Consider the following 21,717-nt stretch of genomic DNA (forward strand, 5'->3'; position numbering starts at 1 on the left):
TTTTATACTGTTGCACTTGCCGCTTGAATCCGCCAAATAATGATAGAAATAAAAAGGCAGAATTAATTAAAATTCCACCTTATATTGCAAATAGCCCATTTTTATTTATAATTAATTTATATAATTCAAATCCTTATCTAGATATAAATTTGCTACATCAGCATTATTTTGCTAAGCTAAAATTTGATCACTTTTCCCCTTTCGAGGTTTGGATGTTATTGGAGCTGGTATTAGTCTGATAATCACACTCAAATACTGAGCTGATTATCAATGTCGAACAATTTAGGCAGGCTTTTTGACGCCTGTATGTTTTACATCAAAATACTGGTTTCCAACATTGAATATTTCAAAACTCGAACAACGTACCCTACACGTCCTCGCCAAAGGTGGGCATATTGCCTTTAAACGTGATCCTTCAGGTACGGTTATATTTGTAGAGTGCTATACACGAGAAGGCTTTGTACTTTCCGACTGCACTCTAGATATTTTTAGAAAATTAAAAAATAAACGATTGATTCGCTCTCAACATAGCCAACCTTATTTTATCACCAAGGTCGGTTTAAAAGCTGTACGCCCACAGCTAGACAATCGTTAAGCTCTTTATATTTATATGATTAACTTTTTATTTTAAATCGAATTTCAACCATATAACTTCAGTTATTAAGAACGAGAAAAATCTATGAATATAGTGATTCGAAATGAGCAAAATTCTGACATTGAAGCAATCTTTGCACTCACTGAACGTGCATTTTCTACGATGAGCTATTCAAGTCATACTGAACAATTTATCGTAAATGCACTCCGTGATACGGGCAAATTGAGTATTTCTTTGGTAGCACTCGAAGATGATCAACTGGTTGGTCATATCGCAGTTTCACCTGTGCAATTATCCAATGATGAGCTTGGCTGGTATGCAGGTGGACCACTTTCGGTGTTACCTGAAAAGCAGAATATGAAAATTGGTACAAAGCTGGTTTTTGCAGCTATTGAACAATTGAAAAAAATGCAAGCAAAAGGCTGTGTACTGGTTGGAGATCCAAATTATTATCAAAGGTTTGGCTTTAAACCAAGCAGTGATTTAATTTATCCAGACCTTCCAGCCGAATACTTTCAAGTGCTTGCCTTTAATGAGGTTATTCCAAAAGCAACCGTACAATTTGATCCTGCATTTTTAGCAACATCCTAAATCACCGATCAAATACAAGCAAAATTAAGGTGTGCAATGACACCCACCTGCCACCTTGATTTTGCAGCAACCATTTATTTCCAGACCTACTTAAATCCTACCAATTCAAAAACACATTGCTTCTCTAACAACAACGTTATAGTTTTAAAACTTGCCAAATAGGCTTTTGGACTTAATTTTAAATGTCCACTTTAACAACCCAATTACATGATTTTCATCATAATTTATAAAATAATATGTATTTGGAATTTCCTCCTCGCTAAAAATAGCATTATCAAGGATATCTCTTCATGCCTTATTCAACCGTAAATCCATATACAGGTGAGTTACTCGCAACTTTTGCCAATGCGACAGACGAAGAAATTTCTCAAGCGATCACCCAAGCAGATCAAACCTTTCAGGAATGGAAACTCAGTTCTTTTCAAACTCGCCGCGAAATATTACAAAGAGCCGCTGACTTATTGCGAAGTAATGTAGATTATTATGCGAAATTTTTAACTCTGGAAATGGGGAAAATATTTGCTGAAGCAAAAGCTGAGGTTGAGCTCTCTGCTCAGATTTTTGAATATTATGTGAAATATGCAGAAAAACTTTTACAAGATGAACCATTACAAGTTGCCGATCCTGCCACTGGAAATGCGGTATTAGTACATGAACCTTTAGGAGTACTTTTGGCAGTAGAACCGTGGAATTTCCCTTACTATCAAATCGCTCGAATCATTGCTCCTCAACTTTCTGCAGGTAATACCATCCTTTTGAAACATGCTTCAAATGTTCCACAATGTGCGCAAGTTTTTGAAAAATTAATGCTTGAAGCAGGACTTCCAAATGGTGCATTTATCAATTTATTTTTATCACATGATAAAGTAGAAACTGTGCTCAAAGATCCACGCGTGTACGGCGTAGCATTAACAGGTTCAGAAGGTGCTGGATCAGCCATTGCTGCTCTTGCAGGAAAATACATGAAAAAATCAACCCTCGAACTGGGTGGTGCAGATGCTTTTATCGTATTGGCTGATGCAGATTTAGATAAAACAGTAAATTGGGCTGTATTTGGACGTCATTGGAATGCAGGACAAGTCTGTGTTTCATCGAAAAGAATGATCATTGATGCCAGCATTTATGATGAATTTTTAGCAAAATATATTGCACAAGTGGAGTTGCTTAAAGCAGGCGATCCAATGGATCCTGCTACACAACTTGCGCCATTATCATCACAAAAAGCGGCAGATGATGTGCGTAAGCAGATCGATAATGCGATCGCTCATGGTGCGACAGCGATTGAAGTTGGTGCTCCTGTTCCAAGCCAAGGCGCATTTGTTCAACCAACCATTTTGACAGATATTGATGCTTCAAATCCTGCTTATTATGAAGAGTTTTTTGGTCCTGTATCCATGCTCTTTAAAGCTGAAAACGAAGCAGATGCGGTTCGTATCGCCAATGACTCTAACTATGGCTTAGGTGGTTCAGTGTTTGGTCGTGATGTTAAACATGCTAAAGAAGTCGCAATGCAAATCCAAACAGGCATGGTTTTTGTCAACCATCCAACGATGGTTAAAGCGGACTTACCTTTTGGTGGCATCAAACGTTCTGGTTATGGTCGTGAATTATTAGGTTTAGGGCTTAAAGAGTTTGTAAATATCAAACTTGTTGATGTCGTTGATATCGATGCAGCATTTTAAATTATTCATTTGTCAGGCTTAAATAGAAGGTATTTTTACCTTCTATCTTAACTACGCTTTCGAATCAAACTTTCTTGGGTTGTACTACAAACCAAATGACCGTCTTGCCACATTTGCCCATAGTTCATCGCACGCGTTTGTGCAGAAAGCGTGGTATTTGTTTCGTATAAAACCCATTGATCTACACGAAATGGTCGATGAAAATAAATGGTATGATCCAAACTCAGTGTACGCACACTTTTTTCTAAATAATTGATCCCATGCGGGCGAAATGAAACACTTAATAAATTGTAATCCGAATAATATGCTGCAATAGCTTGATGCATTATATTTTGATCTTGCTTACCTTCTATCGTCTGATAAGTTTTTAAATATTCGGCATATTTTGGTGCTAAAGCATCACCATGTGCAGGTATCACAAATTCTGTAGGTCGAACATCAATATTAAAATTTCGCATATAAATATCCCGATAATGTTCAGGGATACAAAATGCATTGTCCAATTTGTATTGCTGTTCAGTGGCTAAAGTTTCAGGTGCTGGATATTCGGGATGGTCTTTTTGATACTCAAGCCCCTGCTCCGTTTTGGCAAAAGACACCATCGCATAAAATAAGATTTCACCATCTTGATAGGCATAGACTTGTCGTGTTGCAAAACTCTGCCCATCACGAAGAATCATCACTTCATACAAAATCGGAAAATGGCTATTACCACTTTTAATAAAATATCCATGCAGTGAATGTGCTTCACGGTGTTGGGTTGTTTTTGCCGCTGCAACAAGGGCTTGAGCCAACAATTGTCCACCAAAAATATGCGTTCCACCCATTTGCAAACAGTTTGCTCTAAAAAAATTTTGATCAATTTGTTCTAATTCAAACAATTCAATCAATTTTTGTGTGGTATCACTTTGCATATTTTCGACCTCCTATCGAATGCTTGGCATTGTACTGTTAAATAATCTCTGAAAATATATAAGCCATTCTGCTTTAACATCCAATCAAAAATAATGACTTAAGCATTCATTCCACATCAATGCAGAAATGGTGATGATCAAAGCCAGACATAAAAAACGACTGATATAAAGTTTTAAAGTCGCTTTATATTGAATAACAAGCTTCACAGGAAATTTATCTATATTTTCTTTATTGTGCTTTAAATGAAATTGCGCAAGTTGATCTATCATCCAAAAAAATATTGGGCGTTGAATTTTCCAAACGAGCAAAGCTAAGGCGATAGAATTGAAAATGCTGCTGAAAAAGCCCTCGCCAAAAGCCTCTCTAAAAAGCGCAGCAGCAATCAGACACAAATAGATGGTGAGGATTAATTTCCAATATTTTTTTAAAATATTCAAACTCAAAGCCTATTCATTTTCTATTTTTGCCTTTAAAAATAATGCACATAGCCCAAGCTGGTATTGGTCCAATCTGTCCCTTTTTGCTCCTGATATTGCCATTTTAGACGCAAGGTATTTTGTTGATTTAGAATATATTGCAACTGAGTATCTAAACGAATTTGCCAAGCACTTGCATCTTGCCAATATGGCATTTCGACTTGCACAAGACTATTAATTTTATCTGTCCATATATTTTGACAACCCACAGTTGGTCCAGCCCCGACACGCCATCCTTTGTCTAATGCATTGCCTGCTTGAAGATAAGTTTGCGCCTCGATATAACATAAATTTTTACGTTCATGGTCAGCAAAAGTATAGCCAGATTGAGCTTTTAAACTAACAACGCCATGTTGCTCATCTGAACTAAAGCGCCCATTTTTCAAAGCCTCTTGCTGCCAAGCAAAATTAAAACCCCATGTGATGGGTGTTTTAAACGGTGTTACTGGATTCAAAGAATTTACAGTTAATAAATCTAGATGTTCTACTTTGACCCGATCATCACGTACTTGGATCGCACCATCTAAAAACAGCAATTGCGTTCCCGTACGATAACCGCCTTGCGGATCAATCAGATCGTGATAAGCCTGACGACTCCCAATCTGTAGATAATCATCGCCCTGAACATGACCAACATCGATAGACCAATTTCTTGCATCATGACTTTGGGTTGGATCGAGTTTGGGTTGCTTCGGTTCTTGGCGTTGTTTAGGCTCGTCGATTTGACTGCGCAATCCTAATAAATTTCTAAAGCGTGGTTGAGCAAATTTTTCATCGACACGGCGTGCCACAAACTGCAAATACAGATCATCATAAGCCATTTCCAAAATTTTCGACTGATCTATCACAGAATAATTTTTCAATAAATCAGGCATTTGCTCTGGCTCAGCATCTGCAAGTCGATGTGCGGCAGATGCCAAATGATTGCCGTGTTGTTTGGCTTGGGACAAAAGCTGAGTTTCTAGTGCAGGACGATAGACTGTTTCTTTAATCAAGCCTTGCTTTTTAATCGACTTAATCGTCTGCATCGGGATAGAAGCATATTTAAATTGTTCTGCCAAATTTGCATTTGGGCGAACCAAATCCATTAAGCCCAATAAACGATATGCACAGTTATCACTCACAAAATAATACGGGAAACTGACATGTTGCATTTCCCAAATATGCTTCACAACAAATGCTGTTTCTTCAGGTGAAAGATTAAGTTCATATTCCCATAAATCTCGGCTTTCAAAATCGCCATATTCTTTTACTTTACGATAATAAGGCATCAATGAATATTCACCAGGATACTGCCCTGTTAAGCCTTTCCAAGCATAGGACCAGTTGTCATTTTCATTGACTGTTGCTGCGTAGTTGACTGCATAAGACACCAAATTAAGTTCAGCTTGATCTTTTGGATCTAAACGCAACAGGGTATGACCAAACATAGAGCTTGGATTACCCATAAAATCCGTGGCATAAATCAAAGTGGCTTTATAAGGCTTAATTTGCCCAAACCACTCATCAAATGCAGGACATGCAACTTTAGGCAATTCGCTACTGGCAATATTTAATTGTTGGATTAACCACTGACTGCGTGCAGGAAATTTACAACGTATTGACTGATCTGGTTCAGCTGTTTGAAATAAAGCTTGGATATCGGCTTGCAATTCGGCTTTGGCATCTTTTTGCCCATTAGCCGCGTAAAAGTAGCCCGAATAATTTACATCGCTGTGTTTTTTTCCAGAATCTATATATAAAAGACGTTGCCAAGTTTTATCATTTTCTAGTTTTTTTTGTGCAGCTATGTCGCTATATTTTTGTGAAATATCATCGGTCGCAAATGCTTGACCAGATATAAAAGAAACCAATAAAGCTAATTTTAACGCAGTATATTTCATTTAATTCATCAATAAAGAAATGTTGTCATCACTGGAAGTTTTATTCAATTCAAATATATACAACTCATTATGATCGTTGAAAATTATTGAAATTAAAATTTATCGTACAGAGATTAAAATGATTTCAATCATCCCTTTTTCTTTAATACTATTAAAAAGTCAGAGATGATTGAATATTCAAGCAGATATCATGATCTGCCTAAATTGGTCTTATACATAAGATTTTAGTACGTCATCTTTAGCCATCACAGCTTGTAAAGAAGAAAGAACTTGTAGAGAATTTTGGTTTTCAGCAGAATAAATCGTAGAGAAATTTTGCTTAGTTACAGCAAAGAAATGTGCTTTATCTGTTGCTTTGATATTCATCAAAGAAGCCAGTACGTTTAAGCTTTCACCTTGACCAACAGCCATATCACGCGCTAAGTTTTCAGAATTTTCATTTGTAAATTGAACAACTTGAGCTGTAACTGTTCCACCTTGGCTACAACCTAATGTACCAAAAGTAATACCTAATAATTGGTTAGTAAAAATACCGTTTGTTGTACCCGCTAGAATTTTAGGTAATACACCTGATTTTCCAGCCCAGACTTGAGAACCAACACCACAACCAACATCTTTATCAGCCATTGCATAGCTTGATCCAGCAGCTAAAATAGCAGCAAGTGCGATTTTTTTTAACATACAAAAAACTCCAAATATTATAAGAATGTAGTTATATTCCATTTTGTGTAATGTTCTTAGATTACACACGCTAAGATGTAACATAATTTTTAATATTCTCAAACAACATTTGTCGAAATTTAAGCAATTTTTGTATTTTTATTGCACTACTTTAGTCGCCATTGTCCATTTTCATCACGATTTCCCAATATTTTCATCACTAAAACAAGGCTTAACAACAGTAGCAAATACCAAGAACCTAGCTTTCCCCAGCCGACCATATGCCATGCATCTTCTTGGCTTGGATAAACCCAAATCTTGTAAAAAGTACTGATATTTTCAGCGATCCAAATAATAAAAGCCAAAAGCAATAAAATCGGCAAGATCGGAAATTGAAAGGTTTTTTGCTGCAATTTAAAGCTGATTTTTGTTTTCCAAAATATACAAATACTCCAAATAAACAAAAGCATCCGTACATCTGGCACAAAAAATTTACTCATAAAATTGATATATGAGCAGAGTGCGAGCAACAACATATTGATAAATGAAGGCAAACGACTAAATGAAACTTGGTACAGCCGAAGTGAACGTGCAAAGAAACTTCCCACAGCAGAGTACATAAATCCTGCAAACAACGGTACGGTCAAAATTTTAAATACCGCAGGCTGAGGATAAACCCATGATGCGATCTGCGGACTGGTCAGAAAGATTTCCATAATCATCGCCATGATATGAAATAAAGCGATGACTTTTGCCTCAGCAAATGACTCCAGCTTGAGATAAAGCATACACGCTTGAATGATCAAGGCATAAAACAACAGATAGTCATAACGAAAGAAACCATAAAACTCATGGCTCCCCATCTGTGCAGTCAAAACAAAGGCAATAAGCAATAAAATCCCAAATAAGGCAGCAGATGCCGCCTTATAGAGAAATTCAAATAATGTTTGAATATAGATCATGAAAATTCAGTTTGAATCGCAAATGCCGAAATATGTCTTGGATATTTTTCAATATTCAAATGAATTTTAGCCTAAATATCGAGCGCTATATTCATGCACAGTATCAATAAAGATTTTTGGATTTGCAGGATCAACCCATTGCGTTATCCCATGTCCAAGATTGGCGATATAGCCTGTTTTCTCTGCATTGGCATACGCATCATCAAGCATCAATTTTACTGATTTTTCAATGCTGGCTGCTGAACCATAAAGTGTTGCAGGATCAAGGTTACCTTGTAATGCGGCACGTCCTGCTACAGTTTTACGTGCAACATTCAATGGTGTCGTCCAGTCCAAACCAAAAGCATCAGCACCTGTTGCAATCATTGGCTCAAGCCATTGACCGCCACCTTTGGTAAATAAGATCACTGGAATTTTGCGACCATCTTTTTCGCGTTGTAAACCTGACACAATTTTTTGCATATATTTAAGTGAAAATTCAAGATATTCACGGTGTGCCAAAGCCCCACCCCAACTATCAAAAATTTGAATCGCTTGCGCACCTGCATCAATTTGCGCATTTAAATATTCAGTTACGCAATCCGCCAATTGATCAAGTAAGGCATGTAAAACTTCTGGTGTTGCATATAGCATTTGCTTGGTATGGCGAAAATCTTTGCTCGAACCACCCTCAACCATATAAGTCGCCAAAGTCCACGGACTGCCAGAAAAACCGATCAAAGGCACTTGACCATTTAAAGCTGAACGAATCGTAGACACCGCATTCATGACATAATCAAGATCAGACTTGGCATTGAATTTTGGTAGCTTTGCTACATCTTGTTCAGTACGAATGGTTTTGTGAAATTTTGGACCTTCACCAGCCTCAAAATACAAGCCCAAACCCAATGCATCAGGCACAGTTAAAATGTCAGAAAATAAAATAGCCGCGTCTAAATCATAACGACGCAGAGGCTGCAAAGTCACTTCACAAGCAAATTCGGTATTTTTACATAATGACAGGAAATCTCCTGCTTTAGCACGAGTTTCTCGATATTCTGGGAGGTAGCGACCTGCCTGACGCATCATCCAAACTGGTGTTGTATCTACAGGTTCTCTTAGCAAAGCACGCAGAAAACGATCATTTTTTAAGGTCGTCATTACTTTCCCATTCTTTATATAAAAATCTTGCTCATCATAACAAATTGCTTATAAAATTAGTAATTTCTTATCCATTAAATAAGAAATTTACTTACGCGTGATTTTTTTATAATTAAACAAAAGAAATACTGCATTCATGTTTTTTTTCTGTAATACTTGCAGTGGTTTTTTGACAATCTATATGAATAATTCTTAAGGTTGAAATACATGTTCGTTCGCTCAATACTCGCTTTGAGTTTAAGCTGCATTTTTGCTGGTTCTGCTTTCGCAGCGCCGACAACTGGTCAACAACAAACAGCTAAGAAAGTTGCTTCTGCACCAGTTCAAGATCCGATCGATCCTCTTGCTGTCGATTCTTCATCTTCCGATGTTCAAATTTCACCTCAAGAACAACGTGATCTAAATCAAGCTTCAAATACATTACAAAATCTTGATAAAGCTGAAGATAAAACAGCAGATATTGCAATTGCACCGTCTTCTTCTCCAGCAACTCAGAAGTCAACTCCTAAGACTACGCCAACTACAGCTGGTTCAACTACGACAAGCACTACGACTTCTAGCTCTCCAGCAGCCAAAGCTTCGTGGACTTTAGATGGTATGAACAACGCTGGCTGGTTCGACAATATCGGTAAAGGTCAATTCCCTGTATATGCACGTGTTCAAGTGATGTTAAACAACACACATGCTTCACCGGGCGCAATTGATGGCTCTAGCGGGATGAATACCTTAAAAGCGCTTTCTTCTTTCCAACAAATGAATGGTTTGAAGCCTACAGGTACTTTGACTAAAGAAACTTGGGATGCATTGATTTCATCTCAAGGGAATAAACCTGCTTTTGTAGAATATACTTTGACAGATGCAGACATCAAAGGTCCTTATGCCAAATCTATTCCGCATGACTATGCTTTACAGGCAAAAATGCCGGGGCTTTACTACACTCGCGTAACTGAAATGTTGGGTGAAAAGTTCCACATGGATGAAGCTTTCTTGAAGAAAATCAATCCAAAAGCATCTTTCAGCAAAGCGGGTGAAAAAATCATTGTGACCAATATCCGCAATGAATTACCACAAGATATCCATTTGATTATTGCCCATAAAGGTGCAAAACAGTTGTATTTATTCAACAACCAAAATCAAATGATCGCTTCATTCCCTGCGACAATTGGTAGTAGCGATACACCATCACCAACTGGTACTTATAAAGTGACTGGTGTTGCGAAAAATCCATGGTATAGCTACTCACCGAGCAACTTCTTGCAAGGGAATAACCGTAAACCATTGTCTTTACCACCAGGTCCAAACGGTCCTGTAGGTAATATCTGGATTGGTTTAAGTAAAAAATCATTCGGTATTCACGGTACACCAAACCCATCTACCATTTCTAAAACAGCTTCACACGGTTGTATCCGTTTGACGAACTGGGATGCAAATGATTTGGGTAAAAAAGTGAAAGCTGGTGTGACTGTTAAATTCTTAGAATAATCATGTGATCTTTTTAGATAAATGATAATTCAATAAAAAGGTGCTTAATCAAGCGCCTTTTTATTTTCCTCATTTTTCTAAGACTTAAGCATTTTTTGCGTATCGCACTTATTACAATAAAGTATGAAATATATCACATATTCGTTGCATATATAGAACAACACATTGCATTTTCAGTATTTCGCCACCATTAATAGATGCGTAATATAGCCACATAGACAAAAATAACGAGGTTCAAAATGAATGCTTATCTACATCGCAGTACTGAACGTGGTCATGTAAAAATGGGTTGGTTAGATACCAAACATAGTTTTTCATTTGGTAGCTGGTATAACCCTAAATACATGGGCGTAGGTCCTTTACGTGTCATCAATGACGATACTATTGCTGCTCATAATGGTTTCGGTACACATCCCCATGACAACATGGAAATTTTAACTTGTGTACTTGATGGAACCATTTCCCATAAAGACAGCATGGGTAATGAACAACATATCCCTGCTGGTGAATGGCAATTGATGAGTGCAGGTACAGGTGTACAGCACAGTGAATACAACAACGGTGACAATCCAGTACACATGTTGCAAATTTGGATTCAACCGAATGTGCAAAATGCTGAACCTGCCTATCAGCAAATCAAACGCGATCCAAAAGATACACCGAATGAATGGCAACTGATCGTCGGCCCAAATGAAAATGCACCAATGCATATTCGTCAAAATGCCGAAGTAAAAGCTGCATTCTTGCAAAAAGATCATGAATTGCCGATCAAAGCGACACAGAAATTTAACTATGTGCATTTGATTAGCGGAAAAATTCAGATTGGTGATATCGCCATCGAAGCGGGTGATGCATTGTTATTTGATGATGTAACTACTGTCAAAGCTTTAGAAGACAGTCAATTTATCTGGTTTGATTTAGATAAATAAGACTAAATATAGATTACCCCTGTACTATACAGGGGTTTTTTATGCCTGAATATTCTAGTCATTTCTCTACAATATCATGGATAGATCATCCTTCATGGTAAAATGATCTTTAGCATAAAAATAGATAATCCATTGATTCAGATAATAAAAAATCATTTAGCATGGTCGCTATACAAGACTTTGAATTTACATTAATATTTGGATGAAGTGATCATTTAAATCTACATTTGCAATATTTTAAGGTTTTGTTCTTTTTATGAAAATATCTGATATCGGCAATCAACCCTGTTCAATCGCCCGTACCCTCTCGGTCATTGGTGATACTTGGTCGATCATGATTATTCGTAATGCCTTTTTGGGTATACGTCGATTTGAAGATTTTCAAAAAAACTTAGGGATTACTCGACATGTTCTCACTGACCGTTTAAATACGTTGGTTGAAGAACAAATCCTATATAAAGCACCTTATACCGAAAGCCAAAAACGTTTTGAATATCGCCTTACGCCTAAAGGTCTGGATTTGTACCCTGTACTCTTGAGTTTGGTCAAATGGGGCGATCAGTATATGGATCAAGGTTTAGGTGCGCCTTTAGATTTTATTCATCAAAGTTGTGGACATCGCTTTGAAGCAGTCATGGTATGTTCAGCATGTAAGCTTCCATTAAACCCGAAACAAGTCACCGTTAAAATGGGACAAGGTTTTAGGCTCGCTCAAGGTCTTGAAAATAGCGAACAAAAACAATCTGAGCTAAAACAGGCTTAGTTGAATTGCTTTATTTTTGAAATGTCATCATATTTTTAAAATAGCTTTCAAACATGAATCTCAATCATCATAAGCTGAGTATCTTTCATTCGCCTTTCATATCTTTATTATTAAAATAAGACGTTTAACTTTTTGACCAAATCAGCCATGTCTAAACTTGAACGTCAAAAACTTACCTTACCTAAAGGTCATGACAAACTACTCCTCCACTCTTGCTGTGCACCATGCTCAGGCGAAGTCATGGAGACACTGATTGAGTCAGGAATCGACTTTTCTATTTTCTTTTACAATCCAAATATTCACCCAGTCAAAGAATATTTGATCCGCAAAGAGGAAAATATTCGCTTTGCTGAAAAACATAACATTCCATTTATAGACTGCGATTACGATACAGATAACTGGTTTGCTCGTGCCAAAGGCATGGAAAATGAACCCGAAAAAGGCATCCGTTGTACCATGTGCTTTGATATGCGTTTTGAACGGACTGCGCTATATGCCAAAGAGCATGGTTTTAGTTTAATCAGTAGCTCCTTGGGTATTTCACGCTGGAAAAATATGCAGCAAATCAACGACTGTGGGCATCGTTCAGCATCTCATTATGAAGGGATAAGCTACTGGGATTACAACTGGCGTAAAAATGGCGGTGCCGTTCGTATGCTGGAAATCAGTAAAAATGAAGAATTTTACCAACAAGAATATTGTGGCTGTGTTTATTCTTTAAGAGATACCAATCGTTGGCGTATGAAAAATGGACGAGACCGCATCCAACTTGGAGTTAAGTTTTATAGCAATGCAATGGATGATGAAAACTAAAGCGTTTCGACTCAAACCTCTTCTGTTGCATCAATAAACCAATTTTTCCAAGAACTGGTTCCACGTGTTTCAATCGAAACCGCAGGAATCAGTTTGGTTTTCAAGATTTCTGTTTGCTTAACTGCTTTGGCAAGCCGAGCTTTGACAGAATGAATGCATTCTCGATCACCAAATTCACAACGATCTAAATGTGTCCCGCCACAGGGACCATTTGCCAAACCTTTGGGACAAGTCTCGGGACAAATATACAAAGTTTCGCCCAAGCGACATTGTCCACAACTCTCACAGCCTACGACACTGTGTTTACTCAAAAATTCACTTTTCAATAAAGCATGTGCTGCAACAGATTTATTCCAAACTTTTGACTGAAAAATAAAACGACCGATTCCCTTTGCCATTTTCGAGTCAAAAAAAGCATCATGCATAAAAGATAAATGCTGATATTTTAAAATCTGACCTGAGCTGACTGGGCGTGAATAATGGATTAACTCTGGGAAAAATTCATGCCCTGTGGTCACATTCCAAAGTGAATTCCAAAGTAATAGACATGCATCAAAATCGAGATCTCGATATTCTTCAATATAGCTTTGCAAACGGATTTGTTCTTCGGGTTGATGGCAAGCCGACAAATGGATCCCTGCATAACCCAAATGCTTACACAATAAGATTTGCAAGGCACAGCGTAAATATACTCGATCTGTCAGACCTGCATCATTTTCTTGTTGCAACACTTGCAACATATGCGGGGTAATGACGATCCCTGCAACTTGATGTTTCAGCATAAATTTGGCACGAGCCAAGGTTAGAGGCATAACACAAGCCAATATTTTTGGCGAATAGGCTTGTTGATTTAAAAAATCTTTGGCTTGTTTTAATGCGGAAATGTCATAACCCAATTGGGTAATAATAAAGTCTGCACCTGCTTTAATTTTTTTTCGCAATTTATAATATTGTGCATCTTGTTCAGCTTCAGCATATTTAAATGGGTTAAATGCCACACCAACATGAAATCCACCCACCTTTTTCGCAGCCATCACTGCATTTACAGACTCAAGATAACGTGTTCTTGGGTGTTGAGCGTCGCCAAATTGATGCTGTTTTAATTTGTCGCCAGTAAGCAATAACAAATTGTGTTGACCATTATTTTTTGCTTGGATTAAAAAATTTTCAAAATCAGCGATGTCACGACCTTTACCTGCAAAATGTAATAGTTTTTCTACTTCTTTAGGATAGAGCTTAGCGACATCAAGTGGTGGTAAATCTGTATCTGAATGCACACGATCTGCCAAAGTCATGCACACAGGAAAGCCCGCAAACTGTTCTGGAACAGTAAATATTTTTTTGGAAGATGACAAATACTCGACCAGTACGCAAAATTGGTTTTGCGCCAGATATTGGGACAATTGCGACATAGGGAGAACATCCATAGGATGACAAATATCAAAGATAAAAATGAAATATAGAGCTAGATTATAGCATATAGAAAAAAGTCAGATGACGAATCATCTGACTGAGCTTCGCCCTACTCATTTTTATCAATCAGCATGAATATCTTTAGGGGGCTTAATTCAAAGAACTATGATCAATTTTTTTTCAGTTATTTAAATTTATGAAATAAATACATCACAATTTAAAAAAATATTAAAATGCTGAATGTATATTCGTAAATTACCAAAAAGCTGTACATAAAAAGATGCCATAAAAATAAAACATGTTTTTATACTAGTGCTATCAAATTATTTTAGGAGGGAGTTTTATATTTTATAGGAATAATATGCTTGGCTTAATTTTAGCTCCTATAAACATAAATTTTCCACTTAAAAAAACTAGAAAATATCACTTAAAATTCTGCTATTCCATGTATAAAGAGGTCTATATTCATGAGAACTTACGCTTATCTAAGGATTGATCCGCATAATACGAAAGATCCCAATATATATCTGAATTTTTTTAATGATCAGGGCTATCATGTACAAAAAAATAGAATATTACTCGAAGAGGTAACAGTGGATACGCCTGTTGCTCATCGTGATCGTATTATTAACTTAATTAATTATGGTATTGAAGAAAATGATCTATTAATTATCAAAGGTCTAGATAGTTTAGGTTCTTGTTTTGCCGATATTTTTGAACTTTTTCGGATCATCAGTGAAAAAAAGATTAGACTGGTTTGCTTAGATTATTCAAAGAATGAGATTAAAGGTGACCTCAAGAAAATTTTCATACATTTTCTAAAGTTAAGCATCGACTTTGAAAGAAAGTATAAAAATTATAAGAAAAACAATCATAAAGAAACCACAGTTCGAAAAGTTGGCCGTCCAGAAATTTTAAATTCTGAAGAGAAAGAAGAAGTATTACAAAAATTTAAAAAAGGTCATAGTGTTTATTCACTCGCTAAGGAATATTCTGTGACAAGACCTGTAATTCAACGTATTTTAAATAAAGCTTCCGAAAAATTTAATCGTATCTAAATAGGAATTTATTAAATTGTTAGGAATAAAGAGGTTAAAGGACTATCCTTTTTCCTAGCTGAATCATGTTTTTTATTGGCTGAGATAGATAATCTATACTATGTGACCATATTTGACTCAGCAGCGACATTCAGCTGAAAAATTCATTATTTCTTTGTAAAAAATCAAAATGAACAAATTCACATATAAAAAAGCCAAAACCAGATAGTTAATATTATAAATAAATCAAATTATTATAAAAACATCTGTACATTCCACTAAGGTATAACACCATTTTAATGCTTATATTTTCTATTTTTTATAAAATATAGATATTTCATTTTTAATCTTATATTGCCTAAAAGTAATCAAAAAATGGCGCTTCCGCGCCATTTCTTTAAGGATGAATTTAGATAACCAATTGGTTATTCATTAATAGAGTAATTAAATCAGTATCTACATTGTTTAAGGTTATAAGCGTTGTAAAGTTCTGTCCTGTACCATCACGATCAACACTTATCGTCGTATTGGTTCCATCGCTTGATACATCGATAAAATTGAGTAAATCAGATGATGAGATATCCAATTTAACACCGTCAGAATCAGTGTATAAACTTGGTGTACCCTTATATCCATCTAATATTTCATGTAAATCAATAATATCTGCTTCGATATCTGTCGCAATTGATCCTACATGGAATCCATTGACAACATCTGAACCATTACCGCCAGTGGCATTATTGGCATTGAGCAATGCGAAGTAAATCGTATCACTACCACCTCCGACTCCTCCTAGGTTATAGGTATCGTTGCCTTGACCACCAACAAAATGATCATTACTTGTACCACCAGTAAATACAGTATCGCCACTACCTGCGATAAATTTCTCAATATTCTCAAATGTATCTTGATACACGACACCATTGACGATCTTGCTTACCTTACCACTTGATACATCAACAGAAATTTGTGCATCTAATAAGCTGTAATCGAGAATATCTAGTCCTCCATTCGCTTGCCATTCTTTATCACCCACGCTGTTGATGATCCAACCACCGCCACCATTGAAATGGTCATTTCCAAGCGTTCCAAAGAAGTGATCGTTATAGCCTGTACCTACAATACCAACCGAGTTTTTGGCACTGTCATTCACAGCGGTGCTTGATTCTGCTGTCAGTACATATGCATCGTGCGCTTTGCCTGTGGTTAAACCACTCCATGTTGTATTGATCGTTGAGTTGGTATAACCACCAAGATTCGCTACACCACCAACGTTATCACTTACACCATTGGTGATACGAAGTAACTGTACAGAATAAGTTTCATTGGCATTTAATCCATAAAAACTCACCAATCCCATACTGTTACTTGAACCCGACGATTGAGGGTTAATCAATTGGGTAGCGACCATATTTCCTTTAGAATCATAGAGCTTCACAGTATTACTATAATATGTGTTGATTCCCTCTCCATCTAGGATGCGAATTTGTAGGCTTGTACCATCCGCTGCGACATTTGCATTGTAAATCACGGTTGTCGGACTACTGTTATCCGTTGCTACAACTCCAGCATCACTACCTGCATGGTACAAAACTAAATCGAGTGACCCATCCCAGTCATAATCGACGACAACCGCTCCAGTGACATCACCATAAATCGTTGGTGTTAAAGCAACTGGATTTTGCCCCCAATTTCCATTACCAGAGTTTAGGTAAAGGGTTGGTGCAAATGCTGCAGTAATGTATCCGCCTATTTGTGCAGGAACTTCGATCACATCCATTAAACCATCAAAGTTCCAGTCCACAGCAAATGAAGTACCGCCTTTTAGATTGTCTCCAAACCAGATTGCATCTGCATCTGAGGCATTTAATTGACCTTTGCCATTATTGAGATAAATACGGCTCTCATCAGAGTTAACCCCATTTTTAGCACCGCGGTTTAGGTACATATCTAGCCAACCATCACCATTAAAATCGGCGAATGTCACTGACTGCGATAAGTTCCCATAATCAAGATGTCCATCATCTGCAAAGACGTTGGCATGATTAACGTAGGTAAAACCAGCTTCTGTACCCGAGTTATATAAAATGCCTAAACCACGACCGAGGTTTCCATAGTTTAACGTACCGTTATAATCAACATGGGCAACAACATCGACAGTACCATTGTTGTCCAGATCGACTGCACCTGTTTCATGGATCACAGATAAATCAATCGGCATTTTATTACCAGTCACACTACCTGTACCTAAGCCATTACTAATGGTAAATGCACCTGATGGAGGCATGCCGTTACTACCATTACTTTCATAGCTTAAAACGCCACCATTATTTTTAATAAATGAAATAGAGTCCGCTTCTGAATCCGCTAAAACAAAATCCAGATATCCATCACCAGTTCGGTCATAAGCAATCGCGCCACCTAAGTGATTTAATGTACCCTGATCAAGGACTTGAGGTGTCCAAGTTCCATCTGCATTTTGCAACCAATAAGCCGTACGTCCTGAGTTACTATAACTACTGATCTGCGATACAACATCAACATAACCATCTCGGTTAATATCAGCAAACATTGCTGAGTTGACAAATCGTCCATAGCCCCAATCGGTTAGATTATAGTCACCACCATTGCTTGTGCTCGGTTGAGCCAAATACGCCGAGGTATAATCAGTCAATGAACCATTTTGAGTATAAACTCGACCCGCGTTTGCAGTATCACTTCCTGTTGTTCCTCGTACACTCTGGAAGAATGACCAAGTACCATTTGCACTAATCGTTACAGATGCTGCATTCAATCCATAACCTTCTGCATCTGTTGTACCGCCCCAAGTCGCTTCTATAATTTCACTCCCCGTTACACTGGAAGCCACACCGACGCTGGTAATATTACTCATAGAAGATACGTTACCTGCGGCATCCCAAAGTATAAAACCAAGATTTAGTGCGCCTGCTGGTAAAGTCGTGGTAATGCTCCAACTACCATCGGATGCAACCACAGCTGTAGCAATCACTTTGTCCATGCCTTCTTGCCACATGCTGTTGTTGTTCACGTCATTAATTAACGCAATCGTCGTTCCTGCTTCCAAGGCACCATAGACCGCACTATTAAATGTATAGGATTTAGATATATCCGTCAGTTGATCAACAATTGGCGCAAGATCTAGTCCTTCTGGTGAAGTCAAATCGATGGTGATTGTTTTTTCTTGGTTAATCAATTGTGCTGTATTACCAGCTTCATCACTGACTCTTAGCTGTACCGTAATGGTTGTATCATTTTGATAAACAGTGTTAAGCGTATGCTCCCAATACTTTTGCCCTGTTAATGTCGTTACATTTCTCCAAGTTACGCCACCATCAAGTGAAATCTGTAACATTTCACCCACTGCAAGTTCTCTACTCAGAGAGCCTGAAAGCAATTCTGGAGATGCGTCACGTGTGATGAGATCCTTATTGGTTGCCGTGATCGTATTGGTAGAGCCCGATAATGGCACGCCATTGGCGGTATCAACATCAATTTCAGCCGTTGTCACTAAGTTAGTTACATCAGGAGGTGTAGTATCAACGGTTAAAGCCAAGCTGTTGCTTTGTGAACCAACATTACCCGCAATATCGACAACATGGGCATAGAAGTTATAAGTTTCGCCATCCTGCAAATTAGAATTGACGTCATAACGCCATGTTGTTCCTGTCACTGTTGCATATCCTAAGAATGTTACAGTGCCATTATTTTCCTGATAAATTGCAAGTTGTTCACCATAACCCAATCCAAGATCCAAAGTACCATTCAATGTAGGCGTGAGATCATCAGTTTTCGTTCCACTCAAAAAATTGCCCTGAAACTGTCCTACATCATCGCTATAGTCTGTAATTACAGCGGTCTGTGTCGGTGCAGTAATATCAATAATGACATCTTGACTACTCGTTGAGCCAACGTTACCCGCAGTATCCACAACACGTACATGATAAGTATATGTGCCATCTGTCAGAGTACGACCATCAACGTAACTCCACACTCCCGCAATCACATCTACAGTCGTCCAAGTTAAGCCAGCATCAATACTAATCTGAGCAAATTCATCTGTTGCTAATGTACCAGTCAATGTCCCGTTAATGGTTAAACTTGTATCATTGGTAATGAAGTCCGAATCTGAATAACCTGTGTCATCAGTGATAGAAGTAATTTCAATCACAAGATTTGAAGATGGAGCTGTCAAATCTACAGTCAAAGTAAACACATCACTTTGTGCACCTAAGTTACCTGCTGCATCTTCTACCCTTGTGGTGTAGTCGTAGCTACGGCCATCTTTTAAGGCTGAATCTGTAAATTGGTATTGGTCGCCTCCAATCAAGTCCGCATAACCAATCTTCACCCCATCTCGATATACTGCAACCACTTCGCCTATCGCTAGACTGCCTGTCACGATGATGTTCAAGCTTGGTGAGGTGTCGTTGGTCACGCTACCTGATGCAAACTCGCCTTCTTGTGGAGCAACATTATCGGTATAGCTGATGATGATGCTACTGCTGGCTGTCGGGGCTTGGGTATCTAAAGTTATCGTATAGTCTCCCGAAGCTGCTCCCTCTACGCCCACGTTGTTACGTACCACCGCAGTATAGGTATAGGAACCATCCGCAAGCAATTGGTCGGTGAAGCTCCAGCTGGTACCTGTGACTGTGGCTGTGCCTATTTCCACACCATCTCGTTTGATCACCACCACATCGCCTGCGTTCAGTGCTGAACCGATCGAGCCTTCTAAGGTCGGTGTCGTGTCATTGCTTGCACCATTGTTTGGTACAACGCCTGTCACTGGATCAACATTGTCCACGATTCGTAGGATCTGCGTTGTTTGTGATGCACCATCAAAGTTAGTCGTGATGCTGTAGAGATTACTCAAGTCCGATACGTTGCCTGCTAGATCGCGTACTTCTGCGCTATAGCTGTAGCTTTCGCCACTGCCTAAACTCGCATCGGTAAAGCTCCAGTTGGTGCCCGTCACTGTCGCGGTGCCCACTTCGATGCCATTTCGGTATACCACCACCGTTTCTCCAGCACCTAAGATCGCGCTGAGGCTCCCTTTGATTTCTGGCGTGTCGTCGTTGGTCACACCACCATTGGCGATCACACCAGTCACAGGGTCTTTGTTGTCGATGATCGCAGTGATTTGAATCGTTTGACTTGGTGCTTCGCTATCAATATGGATCACATAGCTGGTTGATTCTGCTCCAGGGTTGCCTGCTGCACTTTCAACTGCAACCGTGTAGCTGTAGCGATGACCATGTGCTAAGCCATCATCTTGGTATTGCCAATCCATACCATTAACTATCGCTTCACCAATCTTTATGCCATCTCGGTATACCGCAACTTTTTCGCCAGCGGCTAAGCTACTGTCTAAGCGTCCAAGGAGTAATGGACTAATGTCATTGGTATATCCATTGTTTTGTACAGTACCCAGTACTGGCAATTGGTCGTCTTCGATCGCGGTGATCGTCGCATTGTTCAATGAACCACTGGTTTCAAACTGGAGAATAAAGTCGTTTGAGACTGGTCCTTGTAAGCCTGAAGCATCTTCTACCCGTGCGGTGTAGCTGTATTGGTTACCATTGCTCAGACCGCCATCGGTGTAGCTCCAATTGGTTGCTCCTGCACTGATATTGGCTTGACCGACTTTAACCCCATCACGGTAGATCACGATCACTTCATTTGCCGCCAAAGCACTGCTGATGATCCCGTTGAGGGTTGGCGTTGAATCGTCCGTGGTTGCACCTGAATTCAGGTCGCCTTGGACTGGTCCGAAGTTGTCTGTCACGCTTTGGATGGTGATGCTTTGTGTCGGTACGCTGCTATCAATGTTAATGATATAACCATTCGAATCACCGCCTCGGTTGCCTGCACTGTCTTCAACGCGTGCAGTGTATTGGTATTGTGTACCATCCAACAATCCGCTATCGGTATAACTCCAGTCCGTACCTGTCACTGTCGCTTCGCCAATCACCACGCCATCACGGAGGATCACTACTTTTTCATTGGCTGCCAGTGCTGCACTGATGCTGCCTTTCAGGGTTGGTGTTCGGTCATCGGTATAGCCTTGGTGTGCCACATTGCCTGTGACTGGGGATTGGTCATCTTCGATGCCCGTAATCGTCGTCGACTGGGTCGGTGCTGTTGCATCTACATTCAGTTCAAAGCTGACCGCTGGGCTTTCGTTACCCGCCTGATCGGTTTGGGTCACTTGTAAATTGTGTAGGCCATCGGTTAATGCATTGCCTGTGTCAGGTTCTACACGCCAGTGTCCTGTGGCATCTGCTGTTGTAGTGCCAAGGATCTGTCCATTTGTATCTTTTAAGATAATAAGTGCGTGGGCTTCTGCTCCACTCCC

Annotated in this window: 17 protein-coding genes; 9 read left to right on the top strand and 8 right to left on the bottom strand. The window is 38.7% G+C overall.

Annotated elements, in window-relative coordinates; all coding sequences use genetic code 11:
* From F960_RS22840 to F960_RS14965, 4 genes are all read left to right on the top strand, one after another.
* The coding region (locus tag F960_RS22840; protein WP_218916774.1) for a hypothetical protein at positions 1–239 on the top strand (239 nt) is incomplete at its 5' end.
* A gap of 98 nt (positions 240–337) precedes the next feature.
* Positions 338–595 (top strand): YjhX family toxin, encoded by a 258-nt coding sequence (locus F960_RS14955; protein ID WP_035374545.1) that lies wholly within the window; start codon positions 338–340, stop codon positions 593–595.
* An 84-nt stretch (positions 596–679) separates the two neighbouring features.
* Positions 680–1,186: a GNAT family N-acetyltransferase gene (locus tag F960_RS14960; RefSeq protein WP_004866793.1), complete on the top strand. Its 507-nt coding sequence runs from the start codon at positions 680–682 to the stop codon at positions 1,184–1,186.
* A gap of 290 nt (positions 1,187–1,476) precedes the next feature.
* Positions 1,477–2,868 (top strand): NAD-dependent succinate-semialdehyde dehydrogenase, encoded by a 1,392-nt coding sequence (locus F960_RS14965; RefSeq protein ID WP_004866796.1) that lies wholly within the window; start codon positions 1,477–1,479, stop codon positions 2,866–2,868.
* A 47-nt stretch (positions 2,869–2,915) separates the two neighbouring features.
* On the opposite strand, the gene F960_RS14970 is transcribed toward F960_RS14965, so the two are convergent.
* The 6 genes from F960_RS14970 to hemE all read right to left on the bottom strand — a co-directional run bounded on the left by F960_RS14970 (position 2,916) and on the right by hemE (position 8,904).
* The gene (locus F960_RS14970; protein WP_004866798.1) at positions 2,916–3,782 is read right to left on the bottom strand and encodes an acyl-CoA thioesterase domain-containing protein; all 867 of its coding nucleotides are present in this window, start codon (positions 3,780–3,782) and stop codon (positions 2,916–2,918) included.
* A gap of 84 nt (positions 3,783–3,866) precedes the next feature.
* Positions 3,867–4,220, bottom strand: coding sequence for a hypothetical protein (locus F960_RS14975; protein ID WP_004866800.1), 354 nt, complete (start codon positions 4,218–4,220; stop codon positions 3,867–3,869).
* Between the two features lie 32 nt (positions 4,221–4,252).
* Positions 4,253–6,142 (bottom strand): Lnb N-terminal periplasmic domain-containing protein, encoded by a 1,890-nt coding sequence (locus F960_RS14980; protein WP_004866803.1) that lies wholly within the window; start codon positions 6,140–6,142, stop codon positions 4,253–4,255.
* Positions 6,143–6,352: 210 nt separating this feature from the next.
* Positions 6,353–6,823, bottom strand: a complete 471-nt coding sequence (locus tag F960_RS14985; RefSeq protein ID WP_004866806.1) for a DUF3015 family protein — start codon at positions 6,821–6,823, stop codon at positions 6,353–6,355.
* A gap of 146 nt (positions 6,824–6,969) precedes the next feature.
* A complete protein-coding gene (locus tag F960_RS14990) occupies positions 6,970–7,764 on the bottom strand; it encodes a DUF817 family protein (protein ID WP_004866809.1) in 795 nt (264 codons plus the stop codon).
* A gap of 66 nt (positions 7,765–7,830) precedes the next feature.
* Positions 7,831–8,904 carry a uroporphyrinogen decarboxylase gene (gene hemE, locus F960_RS14995; protein ID WP_004866812.1) on the bottom strand — a complete coding sequence of 358 codons (1,074 nt, stop codon included), beginning with the start codon at positions 8,902–8,904 and terminating at the stop codon, positions 7,831–7,833.
* A gap of 207 nt (positions 8,905–9,111) precedes the next feature.
* Here hemE and F960_RS15000 point away from each other — a divergent pair, with 207 nt between their 5' ends.
* The 4 genes from F960_RS15000 (at position 9,112) to F960_RS15015 (ending at position 12,891) form a co-directional block, all read left to right on the top strand.
* The gene (locus tag F960_RS15000; RefSeq protein WP_004866814.1) at positions 9,112–10,386 is read left to right on the top strand and encodes a L,D-transpeptidase family protein; all 1,275 of its coding nucleotides are present in this window, start codon (positions 9,112–9,114) and stop codon (positions 10,384–10,386) included.
* Between the two features lie 239 nt (positions 10,387–10,625).
* On the top strand, positions 10,626–11,315 hold the full coding sequence (locus F960_RS15005) for a pirin family protein (RefSeq protein ID WP_004866816.1): 690 nt from the start codon (positions 10,626–10,628) through the stop codon (positions 11,313–11,315).
* A gap of 256 nt (positions 11,316–11,571) precedes the next feature.
* Positions 11,572–12,078 carry a winged helix-turn-helix transcriptional regulator gene (locus F960_RS15010; RefSeq protein ID WP_004866819.1) on the top strand — a complete coding sequence of 169 codons (507 nt, stop codon included), beginning with the start codon at positions 11,572–11,574 and terminating at the stop codon, positions 12,076–12,078.
* Between the two features lie 147 nt (positions 12,079–12,225).
* Positions 12,226–12,891 (top strand): epoxyqueuosine reductase QueH, encoded by a 666-nt coding sequence (locus F960_RS15015; protein ID WP_004866823.1) that lies wholly within the window; start codon positions 12,226–12,228, stop codon positions 12,889–12,891.
* A gap of 11 nt (positions 12,892–12,902) precedes the next feature.
* Here F960_RS15015 and F960_RS15020 read toward each other — a convergent pair whose 3' ends face one another.
* The gene (locus F960_RS15020; protein ID WP_004866824.1) at positions 12,903–14,303 is read right to left on the bottom strand and encodes a methylenetetrahydrofolate reductase C-terminal domain-containing protein; all 1,401 of its coding nucleotides are present in this window, start codon (positions 14,301–14,303) and stop codon (positions 12,903–12,905) included.
* Between the two features lie 468 nt (positions 14,304–14,771).
* On the opposite strand from F960_RS15020, the gene F960_RS15025 reads away from it, so the two are divergent.
* Positions 14,772–15,362 (top strand): helix-turn-helix domain-containing protein, encoded by a 591-nt coding sequence (locus tag F960_RS15025; RefSeq protein WP_004866831.1) that lies wholly within the window; start codon positions 14,772–14,774, stop codon positions 15,360–15,362.
* Between the two features lie 388 nt (positions 15,363–15,750).
* On the opposite strand, the gene F960_RS15030 is transcribed toward F960_RS15025, so the two are convergent.
* Positions 15,751–21,717 (bottom strand): Ig-like domain-containing protein (locus F960_RS15030; RefSeq protein WP_004866834.1); only part of this gene is annotated, 5,967 nt, incomplete at its 5' end.

This window comes from Acinetobacter gerneri DSM 14967 = CIP 107464 = MTCC 9824, from assembly GCF_000368565.1.
GTDB lineage: Bacteria > Pseudomonadota > Gammaproteobacteria > Pseudomonadales > Moraxellaceae > Acinetobacter > Acinetobacter gerneri.

Excerpts from the sequence above, each read along its gene's own strand:
- F960_RS14970 (WP_004866798.1), bottom strand. The coding sequence starts at position 3,782 with ATGCAAAGTGATACCACACAAAAATTGATTGAATTGTTTGAATTAGAA.
- F960_RS14985 (WP_004866806.1), bottom strand. The coding sequence starts at position 6,823 with ATGTTAAAAAAAATCGCACTTGCTGCTATTTTAGCTGCTGGATCAAGC.
- F960_RS14965 (WP_004866796.1), top strand. The coding sequence starts at position 1,477 with ATGCCTTATTCAACCGTAAATCCATATACAGGTGAGTTACTCGCAACT.
- F960_RS14990 (WP_004866809.1), bottom strand. The coding sequence starts at position 7,764 with ATGATCTATATTCAAACATTATTTGAATTTCTCTATAAGGCGGCATCT.
- F960_RS15025 (WP_004866831.1), top strand. The coding sequence starts at position 14,772 with ATGAGAACTTACGCTTATCTAAGGATTGATCCGCATAATACGAAAGAT.
- hemE (WP_004866812.1), bottom strand. The coding sequence starts at position 8,904 with ATGACGACCTTAAAAAATGATCGTTTTCTGCGTGCTTTGCTAAGAGAA.
- F960_RS14960 (WP_004866793.1), top strand. The coding sequence starts at position 680 with ATGAATATAGTGATTCGAAATGAGCAAAATTCTGACATTGAAGCAATC.
- F960_RS15005 (WP_004866816.1), top strand. The coding sequence starts at position 10,626 with ATGAATGCTTATCTACATCGCAGTACTGAACGTGGTCATGTAAAAATG.
- F960_RS15015 (WP_004866823.1), top strand. The coding sequence starts at position 12,226 with ATGTCTAAACTTGAACGTCAAAAACTTACCTTACCTAAAGGTCATGAC.
- F960_RS15000 (WP_004866814.1), top strand. The coding sequence starts at position 9,112 with ATGTTCGTTCGCTCAATACTCGCTTTGAGTTTAAGCTGCATTTTTGCT.
- F960_RS15010 (WP_004866819.1), top strand. The coding sequence starts at position 11,572 with ATGAAAATATCTGATATCGGCAATCAACCCTGTTCAATCGCCCGTACC.
- F960_RS14980 (WP_004866803.1), bottom strand. The coding sequence starts at position 6,142 with ATGAAATATACTGCGTTAAAATTAGCTTTATTGGTTTCTTTTATATCT.
- F960_RS15020 (WP_004866824.1), bottom strand. The coding sequence starts at position 14,303 with ATGTCGCAATTGTCCCAATATCTGGCGCAAAACCAATTTTGCGTACTG.